Origin of the sequence: Pseudanabaena biceps PCC 7429 (genome assembly GCF_000332215.1) — a bacterium.
Lineage (GTDB): Bacteria > Cyanobacteriota > Cyanobacteriia > Pseudanabaenales > Pseudanabaenaceae > Pseudanabaena > Pseudanabaena biceps.
On sequence record NZ_ALWB01000018.1, the window covers coordinates 1 to 12,966 of the forward strand.

At 38.1% G+C, this 12,966-nt stretch carries 5 protein-coding genes; 1 reads left to right on the forward strand and 4 read right to left on the reverse strand.

The window, feature by feature from the left end:
- Positions 1-97: 97 nt before the first annotated feature.
- From PSE7429_RS03620 to PSE7429_RS03630, 3 genes are read right to left on the reverse strand one after another with little or no spacing between them, the layout of a single operon-like run.
- Entirely contained in the window at positions 98-2,797 is a 2,700-nt protein-coding gene (locus PSE7429_RS03620; RefSeq protein ID WP_009625697.1) for a DEAD/DEAH box helicase, read from the reverse strand.
- A gap of 2 nt (positions 2,798-2,799) precedes the next feature.
- Complete coding sequence (locus PSE7429_RS03625) at positions 2,800-8,307, reverse strand: hypothetical protein (protein WP_009625698.1); 5,508 nt, start codon at positions 8,305-8,307, stop codon at positions 2,800-2,802.
- A gap of 2 nt (positions 8,308-8,309) precedes the next feature.
- On the reverse strand, positions 8,310-10,430 hold the full coding sequence (locus PSE7429_RS03630) for a sacsin N-terminal ATP-binding-like domain-containing protein (RefSeq protein WP_009625699.1): 2,121 nt from the start codon (positions 10,428-10,430) through the stop codon (positions 8,310-8,312).
- A gap of 250 nt (positions 10,431-10,680) precedes the next feature.
- Between PSE7429_RS03630 and PSE7429_RS26195 the strand changes: the two genes are divergently transcribed.
- Complete coding sequence (locus PSE7429_RS26195) at positions 10,681-10,827, forward strand: hypothetical protein (RefSeq protein ID WP_009625700.1); 147 nt, start codon at positions 10,681-10,683, stop codon at positions 10,825-10,827.
- Here PSE7429_RS26195 and PSE7429_RS03635 read toward each other — a convergent pair.
- Positions 10,824-12,965: a DEAD/DEAH box helicase gene (locus tag PSE7429_RS03635; protein ID WP_009625701.1), complete on the reverse strand. Its 2,142-nt coding sequence runs from the start codon at positions 12,963-12,965 to the stop codon at positions 10,824-10,826. The genes PSE7429_RS26195 and PSE7429_RS03635 overlap by 4 nt on opposite strands.
- Position 12,966 lies beyond the last annotated feature (1 nt).

A 12,966-nucleotide genomic window follows, 5' to 3' on the forward strand; every position in this document is an offset into this window, starting at 1 on the left:
GGTCTAGGTTCGATACTTTCATCTCTGTATTAATATCTGAATCCTCTTTTTGCTTTTTGGTAATTATTTTACCCTTCCATTACGAGCGGAATGTGGGTTAGATAATTTTGTTGCAAGCTGGATAAAAAATTGCGATCGCTTGTAAAGTTGGTATTTGAAAAGGTAAGTCAAGTATATGTAAATTTGCTCTCAAAAATATCTCTGCTTGATCTAGTTGTTGATAGATAAATTCACCTGATTCATTTACTAGATCAGAATTTGTATTGCTAGATAGTTGGTTAAGCTGTTGGAGCAGTTGCCAATCTTTTAAAAGTGCAAATTGATTAGAACGCCCTGTAATTGCCGCTATCGCCTGTCTAACATTTATCTGTTTACTAGTTACGCGATCGGCAATCCTAAAAACAAACAGAGGATGCTCAAGGTTGATTAGGCAGGTAACACCCACAGGTAAATCAATTGCTTGTTGTAGTGCTTGACCAAATAGTCGGTGTCCGACTCCAAGCAAGGAAGGCATTGTGGATTTATCACGACGACTGCGCTCAAAATGCATATTTTCATAACGCTTCTGGATAGCTGGTTCTACCAACCAATCATCTGGGGTAATAAAAGACAGTCCTTCAGGAGTTTGGGTAATTCGTCGTTTATTAATGTGCAACATATTAATCAAAAACGGTTGTAGATCTGGCAAATCTACCTGTGGAAGAAGTGGTGATGCTTGCTGAAAATCAAACTTGTCGCAACTGCCAACCATTTCGCGTACAGTAGCGATTGCATCTTTCCCCCCAAACTTTGCAGTTTTGAGATCAAACCACTGGTTTAAATCTTCTTTCTTTCCATTAGCTTCGCTAAATATTTCTTGGAATAATTTCGGCGATGTCATCCCTAACACAAGTTCTAGTAAATCCTCTGGTTCCGCCATTACCGCATCTAACGACTGCATAATATTCTCGATTTTCTGGTTAAGTTTATCCCAAATACGAGTTTCGACAGTATCAGGATTACGCAGTGTAATAACTTCTACTATATGCTTTTGTCCATAGCGATTTAAACGACCCACGCGCTGATGTAAACGCATAGGATTCCATGGCAAATCGATATGAATGAGTGAGTAACAATTCTCTTGCAAGTCAATACCTTCGCCACCTGCTTCTGTGGACACAAGAAAACGCACTTCACGTTCATTAAACTTCTTAGCAGCATTTTCTCGCTTTTCAAATAGCGGTGTTTTATGTCCTTTAACTCCTTCTGCCTTTTCTTCTCCATTAATAAAGGTAATACATCCATCTCCATACTGAGAAATTAAAGCTGACATGAGGAGTGATTGAGTCGCTTTGTATTCTGTAAAAAATAGAACTTGGCGATCAGCAAAACGAGTTTCTAAGATATTTAGAATTGCAGTGATTTTTGTCTCCGTCTCTACCTTTTGAGCAGCGGTAATCAAATCCTCTAGCCAAGGTATTTCATTTTCAACAAGGCGTAAATTTTCAGTTAGTGCTAATATTTCTTCTTCTAATTGAGATAGTTCATCGCTTGTTTGAATATCTTCTTCTTCAAACTGTGAGATGAGTGTACGGTCAATTTTCTGTTTTTGCTGCTGAGCTACTTCTAGCTTCTTTAAATTTTCTCGATTACGTTGTAAACGTCTTTCTAATGCACGTCTAATTGCGGCAACTGAACTGGAAGCAAGCTTTTGCATACAGATAAGAATTAACATAACAGCTCGCTGATTGAAATCATCAAGTCCAGATGCGTATGCTTTACCTGTAAGAATAAAATCAGTTAGCTTTTCATAAAATTCTGCTTCAGATTCTGAATAGCTATATGTTTCAGAAGATACGGTATGAGGCGAAAAAAGCTTTTTCCCTTTCATATCAGTAACAGATTGTTTATTATTACGGAGCATCACTTGACGCAGCAATCGCATTTGGGTTTGTAGATTTATTTCTGATGAAACAGCCAGTTTTGGGTTGAATAAGTCATCACGCAATAATTTTAAAAGTGCAAAAAATTGGTAGTGTTTACCACGATGAGGTGTACCAGAAAAGAAAACTGCTGATTTGACTCTTTTAAATTCGTTGATGAGACGATCAATAAAGCTGTAACCAAGCGTCATTTCTTTTTCATCGGCATTAAGGTGATGTGCTTCATCAATAATTAATAAATCCCAAGGTTCTGCTTCAAACATCCGTTTATGGCGACCTCGGCTATCTTTCCTCAAAGTAGGCAATGAGGCAACAACTTGATGACTAGTATTCCAAAAATCGCTCTTAGGAGTGTCTGCTTCGGTTGTATATTTCGTCAGGCGAATATCAAACATCGTGCGTAGACGATACTGCCATTGCTCGACTAGCGAAGCAGGACAAAGTATGAGAATACGTTTAACTACACCTTTATTGAGCAATGTCCAAAGAATCAAGCCTGCTTCAATAGTTTTCCCAAGTCCTACGTCATCAGCAACGAGCCATCTCGTGGGCATTTCTTGCACAACTCGGCGACATACCCAAAGTTGGTGGGGTAATAAATCAATTCGCGCTAAGGAAAAAACACCCCATACATCATTAATCGATCTGATTGCTAATGCTTGAATTTTGGCTAATACTTCAGTCGAATCATGCCATTCTGAGGATAGAAGTGCTTCTTGTAAGGATTGTAAAAGTTTAATTTCGTGCTTAGGGCATTCATGTATATCGCCACTATCAAACCGAACGATGACTGTCCCCTCATCGTCTAATCGAACTTCTCCTGTGCCAAAAATAGCATGAGTTACGCGATCGCCTTTTTTAAATATTCTGGTCACTTTTAGTTATCCTCATCAATAAAGTCATAGTCTTCTCTAATTGGAATGCTATCTAATTGTAGATCTCTTACTCTTTCAGAGTTCCCAGAATATAATTCAAATGGGATATCAAAAGCATTTTCAAATGTAGGTGAAATATTTAGTGACAACTCATTGATTTTCTCAGCTAGGAAGCTAGAAATAAATCCAGAGTATGTAGGATTAGGGTTATCCAGCCCTGAGCATCCCAAACGGGTTAATAGTCGTCTCACGTTGTAGCGAGGGACAAAACAGTGCTGAATTACTTGATTTTTGGGATGTATTACTCCAAGACGAACTAGCTCTCTGATTACAAAATTTAGACCAATACCTAGATTTAGTGGAGGTGCATTTAGAGGGCTACCTTGAAACGCGGGATTTATAGATGGTGCAGTAATTTGAGCTAGATTAATAAATGTGTGTTGATCAATTGTTTTAAAGATGTGTATGTACTGATCCAGATATCTGGCAGTACGGTAAATAGATGGAAATTTTTCCATCCAATAATTCCATTGAGTACGATCAACCTGCGGATCGATATATTGATCAAGAACATTCATCCAGTCGCTATAAAGGTTCTGTGGATCTGGTCTTGAGAAAATATCCCACCAACCATTGTGCAGACAAAAACGGATAAAGTTTCGATGAGATTCATGCTTAGTTCTTCCCATTTTGTGGGTAAATCCAAGAAAGAATAACATCATCCAAGCACTGCGATCTTCTTGTTGAATTAGGTTACAAAAGTCATCAAACGGCTTAGGGTAAAGGCGTTGATTGTACTTGTCTATCTCCCGACTATAGTTGTCTTGCCACCATTCAGAGATTCTACGCAAGAGGTCATCAGGGTTTGCCAAAACTATATCATTAGGCTCGTAGTCGTTATTATTAGGTATATATCCAGCTAAATTGTTACTATCACCAGTTATTTGATCCCAAGAACGTTTACCTTCGATCGCTTCATTAACTCTCAACTGATAGGCATTAACAGTTAATATTGCCTGAATAGCTTGGTTGTTTTCCATCCAAGTTCCAATAATTGAATTTTTTGAATTTTTCAATATCTCAGTAAATAATTGTTTCTTCTCTCCCTTATTCAGATATTCAAGAACAGCATTTTGCATTTCACTAGTATTCGCACGGATTGCCCATCCAGTCATTTCTTCAGGGCTAATCGTTTCTCTTCGTTCCCGACATATTAAGAAAAAAGTTCTTCCACTATCTATGTAATTTTCGTTTAGTAAGCGATCATTAGGGGCAAATGCAGCTAATAGTTGCTCTTCTCGCTCCCTTGCGTCACAAATTAAAATATTAGATGGATTAATATATTCACCATTTTGATTGCAAAATAGTGCGGTTTGCAAAATATTTCTGATCTCCTGATATTCACCAGATTCAGATATTTGAATTTTTCTTAAAAGCTCGTCTGTTAAAACTTCTCCAACACGCGAAGCTTGATCAGGGGTAATAGAATTTACATCTTCTACGCCAATTTCCCAAGATAAAATATTATGAAAACTGACAGTTCTAGGTGATCTATTTGATATTGAACTGCCCAATAATCTTCTAACTATTTCCCAATTGCTAGCATTTACAACTTTATTCGGTGAATAATTTGATTGAAATCCTGACCAAGATGTAATCAGTCGAAAATATTCTTCATAATCTTGCTTAGAGATAAATCCCTGAAGAACGTATTTTACATCTGGAACAGAAACTAAGCATTGATAGCTACCAGACAAGCCATTTGGCAATGCACGATGTCTAGTTATAAGTTGTCCTATACTTTGACCAAATATAGCTTTAAGAATGCTTTTTGCTGATTCGTCAAGATCTTTTTTAAGCCAATCAACTACTAACACTTCGCATATAAACTGCCAGAATTCATAGGCACTGACATTATTATCAATTTGTAGCGCCTCAATTAAAGATGCAAGACTAGTTTGAGTCGAGTCAAAAAGATGGATTAATGCGTCTGCTAGACTTTTACCAATATTTTGGGCAGTTGCTAAATTATTAGGAGAGTTACGATCTAAGCTAGTTCTGCCAGTGGTTATGTCAAACTTTCCATTAATAGCAAAACGCAAACTTAATTTCTCCTTGGTAGGAGCAGTTACCCAAAAAGTTGGTATATCTTTCAGAGGGGATCTGTTATCTGATAGATTCTGAGGAAATACGATCGCAATTTCTGCATCGTCTAATTGAAAACATAGAGTATTGTGCGTTTGCCACCCTTGCTCATTATTAAGCTTGATCTGACCCACTGCAATGCGGTTACTATTGAAAAGGTTGGTTGCATTCCAGTTGATGTCCACTACCCTATCTTGAGATCGGTCAGCAAACTTGCATTTCTTAAGCGATCTAGAAAAAGCTAGTAATAGACCAAGAGAGGTCTTAAATTCATGAGTGATTTCTTGAGGGTTGGTATTCAAACTTTGAACAAAAGGTAGATCGATTAAAGTACCGCCCAATCCGTCTAAATTGGGAACTATCTCTGTTAGGCTCTGTTTATAACCTTTTATTAATTGATAATCTTGTTCTGCTTGATTAGTTCTAGGCAAAGCCACAGGTAACAAGCCAGATTCAATGGAAAAGCTCATATCTCCACTGATGACTTTAGGTTCATTACAGATCAGATAAACTGACTTAAATCCTAATCCAAATTTTCCAGTTACATTCTCTGACTTATCAGAGATGTTGAAAGATAACATCTTTAACAGGTCACGATCAAAACCGCGATCGCTAAAATCATTATTAGCTCCAGCATTTGGTAAATTAAATACATTTATAGGTCTTCCCCAGTGCATGATTCTCAGCCCTTGAAGACTTATTTCAAATACAAAAGTTCTCTTTCGATCATCTAGTGCATTGTTTGTCATTCCTAGTAACTCTGTTAACGCATCATCAGCGTTTTGAAATAGTTCAAAGGGAATACTATTTACATCATAACCATATTGTCCGCAACCAATTTTGCAACGAATTGATTCCAAAACATGATGACTGACATCTAGATTATTAGTCACTAGATTCTCAATCTCAGTAATAGTTTTACTAATTTCTTCTTGCTTAATAGACTGTCTTGCTCTTAAAGCAGGTGAGCTTTGCCTTTCTTCGGCAGTGAGTTGATAGCGTAGCTCTTCCCATCTCTTCAATTTTTGCTTGAGTTCGTCGTTTCTATTTTTAACGCCTAAGGTATCCAGAGTATGACGTAAATCTTCAAGAATATGCTTTCTAGTTACCTCAATATCTAATTGCCTAGATGTACGAATATCTTCCCAAACTTCTTCAATGCGCTGACTAGAGCCAGTGATGTCACCAAATTTTTTGACTGATCTAAATAAGATATCCTTCAACTGATGTGAGTTGCTATTAGTTACGGTAAGTTGTCTAAGAGAAATTTGAGTAGTTGCATAATTTAAGTTTCCAATAAATATATGTTCTAGATTTTCGCTCGAAACTCTCATTGCACTTATACAATTATCTAGTAAATTTTGCACCTCAATAGTTTGATTGCTATCAGATACAATCCTAATTACAAAGCGTCTACTTTTAACATCAGTACCAAAGACTAATCTATCCCTTAATTCTTCAAAATCTCTCCTTTGAAGGTAACCTTGTGCAAGTTGTCTAGTCTGTACATCAGAGCCAGTTAATAGACATACAAATAAACCTATAAGTTCAGAAGAAATATAGGGAAGCCAAGATCGGAAGTATTTTTCTAAAATATTTGCGTTCTGATTTGTTGGAAAATTTAAGTTGTTTTTGGAATTAGAAGAACTTACTGCTAATATACCTGATGTCGTTTTTGGGTTGATTTTAGAGTCCAAATAAGAAGCAAGGATATCTCTCTGTTCTGAGCTTAAAATAGATTCTAGAATAATGCCAGTAAATTGCTTTCCATCGCATAGCTTAGAAGGATTTTCCCATTGACCCAAAGAGTTTAATAGTTTGATATTAGGCAATATTTTGTCACGAAATTGAGGATACTTACAAGCTAAAGTTAAGTATTGATTAAAAATCCTAACTGACCTATTTGAAGCAGATGCATGATTATTAGTAATCCAATTTAATACGTTTGTTAAAACATTAGTATTACTAATTGGTTTTAATATTTCGGGTAAAAAATATTCCTTGAATTGCTCTTCAGACATTCTATTGGTTAGAGTCAAAATTGGAAACTCTTCAAATCCATCTAAAATCCCACGAAAATCTCTAATATCCAAATTATCTTGAATCAAATCACCTATCCAATAGTTATCAACTAAACCAATTACTACTCCAATTTGTTGTAATGCAGCTTCGCCAGAAGTGAATAGGGTTTTTAATCTAGAATCATTTAGACAAACATCAATATCATTCTGTAAGAGTCTGGGTGTAACATAATCGCAAATATCACGTATTTCCTTAGGAGATAATATTTCCGATATTTCTCTGTTTAATTCAGGATAATTTATAACCTGCTGAGGGGTTACAGGTCTATTATCAATATCAATAAGCCATTTAGAATTTTGTAGTTTACCAAAATTAGGAGTGGAGACTGTTTGACTTCTATCTTGAAGTATTCTTAGCGTATCTAGAATGAGAGGACAATTATTAGAAACATTAGGAAAGTAAGCTTGATCTAGCAAAAAGCTCAAGATGTTGTTCTCAAACCAATCAGTGCATATATCCCTTAAATTTTTCTGAGTTCTAAGTGCATTTCTAACGCCATCAGCAAGCATTGATAAAGTCACTAGATTACTACTTCTATCAATACTAAGAATACGCTCTAAGCCTTCTTCCAAAATCTGTAATTCTTTGACAGAGCAGAAAACAACATTTGTAGGAGCAACTACTTCACCTGACTGCAAAGGGAGCCATGAGGTTGATCTCAAGATTCTCTTTTGTTCATCCGTGGCTTGAGGAAAGAGCCTTAGTAGTATTTCGGCATAATGTGCTGGGTTAGGCTGTTTAACAATAAAATTAATAGCACTTTGTGGAGTCCATTCTGGAATCCAATCAGGTCTTTGGGTATTTTGAACTAGTATTACTACTTCTGCTAAAAGCGGATCTAAGTCAAAGTTAGGATTGACTCTATAAGTATGCTCATTAATTTGAGTAAAGCTACCCGTAGTTGTTTCATGCAACTTCAGACTGCGCCATAGATCTTGTCGATTGAAACTACTAACCTGTCTTAGTAGTTCATCTCTTTCTTGAGCGGATAAAAGACGAGGATTAATCAGAGTTGGCTGAATTCTGTCAAGAATATTGCTTAATATTAGTTCTTGAATCCTTAAACTCGCCCATTGTCCTTTAGGTATGGTATCTGCAATTTTTGAATCTAAAATACGCCAAGTTTCAATAACTGTTCTTGCAATTGCAACCCACAAGTTGCTTTGCTCTGATTCTGAGACAATATACAGAATCTCTTGACTATCGTAGCGATCGCGATCGCCATGTAATAAAAATCTGATTTCGTAAAAATTTGTATGTAAACCAATGTTGATAGTATTCATAGTTAGATTAATTTCCTTAGTAAGTTTTGACGATCGCCTAGACTTGATAGCTTAGGTTTTAGCCTAAGAAAGTCTAGACAGGAACTTCGATTACATTCTCTAATCGTTTCCTCAAAAAGGATGAGAGCTATGCGTTGCTCAACGAGAAAAATTTGTGTATCGCTTAATGCCTCAGCCAGAGCAGTCGCCCAGTCTTGAGAGTAGTAAGTAGTATCTATAAATATTCTCTTTTCCTGTTGAGCATTTTCTAGCTCTCTAATAGATAGGTAACGGTAATTAGTACTTGTATTTTGCTGGATTACTTTAGCTTTAATAAATTGAGCATCTTGAGCATCTTTATTTATTGCCAAAATTAATTGTTTTTTATCAGAAACAGATTCTAAAACACTAACTATGAAATTAAAAACTTCTTGTTTGTCTAAATCTGACATTGAATTTAGATCAAGTTGACAATCAATTAATTGTGAAATTTCCTGCGATCGCCAATGTCCCCATAAGTGACTATCAAAAAGATTAGATTTTTTTGGATCGATCAAAAAGTAATCTTCTGCATACTTACTCAACTGTGGTAATGTTTGCCAAATTTGCTTAGAAGGAATAGTAGGTAAAGAACGCATTGGCTTAGATCTATGATCGACTAAATGCCAACGATTTCCAGATCGATGAATACGATAGACGATCGCTGAATTCAGGCAAAGACCTGATTTAAAGATTTGGCTCTTATACAAGGAAGACTGCGCGATCGCCGAACATATTAACGATATTTCCTCTTCAGGTATTTGTAAATTCTCAATAAAATTCCATAACGCACTTAAAGCTAGTGGTAACGTGCCTTTTGCAACTAAAAACTCGTTCCATTGTCTTGCGATTGGTGACTCTACCTCTTCTATTCCATCACGAACTCCTTTTAGGAACTCAATGTAGCGCCGCCCAGAGTCAAGAAAAAAATAGCCATGCAGTAAAAACGTATAGTCCCACTTGCTATCAATGTCGATTTGTTCAAACTCAGCTATATCTCTCTCATCGTCTGCAACGGGCAAAAAGACTGCCCATTGAATTAACAATTTCCCTGTTTGAGCGGAAGATTTTGTGCGTGAAATGATCGCAGAACAATGAGAATCAGGCTTGTCTGGAGTATTTTTAGGGTTGCCTTTATCATCCTCTGTAAGTCTTTGTGGCCAATTTGGAGAGTCGTAAATCGTTTTTACTAAATTATTTTCTAGCTTAATCTCTTTGCCGAGATACTGAACAAAATCTTGATTGTCAGATCTATTTACCCCTCCATCAAAAGATCTCACTATGTTTGGCTCTAGAGAATCCCGATCGCTTGATTCACTATCATGACGCTGAGATACACTAAACTGCTTTTCCAGTCTACCTGAGTCAGATGCAATCCAGTAATTCACCGTGTTTAGCGATCGCAGCATAGGCAGTAGAGTCGCAACTTTTACATCTAGCCTTTCTGAAAGGTGATGGCTTATAGAATCAATATTGGGATAGGTATTTGACAAAATCCAGCGATCGCGATCTGACTCTTGACGCAAAGGTATCCATAAAACAAAAAACTGCTGATCTGCTTGAATTAGCCCTTGCGCCTGTAAGTAATCCGTTAAATATTGTCTGTCTGTTGACGATATTCCCTCCCAATCTGGGCGTTGGATATCCTGCCAGACTGGATTCATTGGGTCAACTTGCTTTGCCCAAGGATTAACGAAGGCTTGATACTCTTTTTCTTTACTCGACTTTGCTAAGTAGAAAAATGCTTCACAAAAATGGAAGATACTCTTCTGTCCTAAGCCAAACTTACCAACCTTACTGGTATCCGATGCATTAAGATCCGCACCAAACCAAAGTATAGCGCGTTCATCTTTATCTGAAAAATCTCCATTATTGATAAAAACTAGAGCTGGTCTTTTTAGCAGTGGGTGACTGATATCAGGGTTAAGACTTTTTGATTTGAGATTTTGCACTAGGGCGATATGCAATGTACTTGCCCCCCCATCGTTAGCATTCTGAATAATTTCTTTAATAACGGGAAATCCTTCTTTGTACCTCTCTTTGAGCAAAGTTTGAATTTGATTAATAATTGCGATCGAAGGAGTCGAAAATCCCGTGTATGACATGAATTAGAATTTATGCTTGCTTGTAAAATCCAGAAAAAACTTAAAAGTAAAACTTGGAGATTTAAATACATTCTAAATTAATCATTAAATCTAAATATAGCTAGTTATTCCAATATTCGGGCGAATAGCCTTAAAATCAAAATCTTTCTTAATAATGATGAAATCGCGAAAAATAAGTCATTATCAGATTAGACTAGTCACTATCAAAGGCGATCGCCTGTAAGTTCAAAGCACCAGAGATTTACGAAGTATGGCTACCACTACTGCAACAACTCTTCCTCAAGTTGGAATGTTGGCGACTGTCCGCAATCGCAAAGACTTGATTACTGTTCTTGAACTTACTCAAGTCACGTCCGCAGAAATTTGGCAATTGGTGCAGGTTGAATATTACCCCTAATTGGTAAAACGCTTTAAGAAACTGCTAGCACTTTCCCAATTAAGTAGATAACGTTCAATAGTCTCAAGAGCATAAGCTTCGGGGAGTAGAGGTTGAAACTTACTAAAGCGATAGAGAGGAAGTTGAGCAAGGATATTGGAACGATGTGCTTCGCTTTGCCAATCGAAAGACGATCGCAATCTATCTAAAGCCGATCGCAATAACTGAACACTCACATCAGAACCTTCGATCCCAATTTTAAAATTATCAGCAATTACTTTCCATTCAGGGCGGAGATCGGCAAGGAGATATTTGATCGTGTAATTAATTTGTCCCCCTGCAAATGTCCACCATGTAACGCGATCGCCATCATCGATCGCCGTGAAAGATTGCTGACTGAGTAGTACACCCAGATCTTCACGTTTTTCTGTGATTGCATAACGAGATTGAGCGTCGATGTAGGGATAGTCGATGTCGGTAGTGAGGATCTCGTAAATTTTTTGACAGAGTTCATAGCTGAGGATTTGCGGCGAAAAACTATTCCAGTTTGGCTTTTTACCTTTTGGAGAGAGAACTACGCGAATTGAGCGTTCCTTGTGATCGATCGCTTCAACTAGCCAAGCCTTGCCACCTAAGAGGAAAGAACTCATACTTGGAACTAATTTATCGGCAAAGTCTTGTTCTAGAGAACCAACGGTATAACCTGCTGCGGTCTTGACTTTATAGAGAACGGGGCTACTGAATACGGCATAGAGTTCCATACAGTTTTTGCGCCCAAATATCTTCTCGGCTCTTTCACCGATGGATAGTAAGCCGCCCGACTGAAAAAAATAACCTTCCCTAATGCCATGCTGAATCAAGATTTGATATTCTGTCTCCGCGATGCCCTGAAAATCAGGAATTAGAGATAATTGCTCCCAAGCAAGTTCGGGACTAATCGCTCCAAATTGCAAGGTGAGCGCTAGTAATTGATGGACTAAAACTGTCCATGTGCGGTTATGACACTTTACAGACTCCACCCAGCCCGATCGTGCTAATTCAACAATAGCGATCGCTTGTAAAACTGTCTCAATATTTTCACAATAAAAGGTGGTATTTGCTGCCTTACCTGCGCGTCTGCCTGTGCGTCCTAATCTTTGTAAAAATGATGACACAGTACTAGGAGCATTGGCTTGGAGAACAAGATCAAGATCGCCAATATCAATTCCTAATTCGAGGGTACTCGTACAGAGAATGCAAGCATTCATTCCCTTTTGAAAATTCTCTTCGGCGATTTCGCGTTCAATGCGGGAGACAGAACTATGATGCACAAATACATCTGTGCCGCGATCGCGCATTCGTTCCGCGACATCTTCCGCAAGCGCTCGACTTTGACAAAAGAATAGGCTTTTATTACCTTGTGCTTTGCGACTAGCTTCACGGGCGATCGCGCCGATCTCATTACGCTGTAGGATTGCAATTTCACGCTTAGCAGGAATTTTTGGCGGATCAATCACGATTCTTTGGCGCTGTGATGAGCCTTGCATCCAGTTGAGAATTTGCTCTGGATTGCCCACAGTGGCGCTCAGTCCAACTCGCTGCACATCGCACTTTTGATTAGTAGGTAAATCTTGATTTGCGGCGGTAATCAGCCGCTCTAGAACTGAAAGTAAATGTGTCCCGCGATCACTACCTGCGAGGGCATGGATTTCATCAATAATTACAGCACGGAGATCGCCAAATAGTCTCACATGAGGGACTTTGGCTGATAGCAGCATCACTTCGAGAGATTCGGGAGTGGTGAGTAGAACTTCGGCAGGTTCTTTGAGAAAGGCTTGCTTATCTTTGCCTTTAATATCGCCATGCCATACAAAACTACGCAAACCAACCATTTCGGTATAGGTAGCAAAGCGATTGCATTGATTATTGAGCAGGGCTTTGATCGGCGCAATATAGAGTATGCCTACGCCCTGTGATTCATGCTCGATTAGATTGGCTAATAGAGGAAATATGGCGGCTTCAGTTTTCCCCCCTGCGGTGGGAGCAAGCACGATCGCATTTTTACCATCAAGGATTGCTTGACCTGCAAGTTCTTGGACTGGACGCAAGGATGACCAACCGAGGCGATCGGCAATCGCCTGTTGTAAGCGGGGCGGAAATCTGGCAAAAGTGGAACGCATG

Bases quoted from the DNA above. Each gene is read 5' to 3' on its own strand.
- PSE7429_RS26195 (WP_009625700.1), top strand. From the start codon at position 10,681: ATGGCTACCACTACTGCAACAACTCTTCCTCAAGTTGGAATGTTGGCG.
- PSE7429_RS03630 (WP_009625699.1), bottom strand. From the start codon at position 10,430: ATGTCATACACGGGATTTTCGACTCCTTCGATCGCAATTATTAATCAA.
- PSE7429_RS03625 (WP_009625698.1), bottom strand. From the start codon at position 8,307: ATGAATACTATCAACATTGGTTTACATACAAATTTTTACGAAATCAGA.
- PSE7429_RS03635 (WP_009625701.1), bottom strand. From the start codon at position 12,965: ATGCGTTCCACTTTTGCCAGATTTCCGCCCCGCTTACAACAGGCGATT.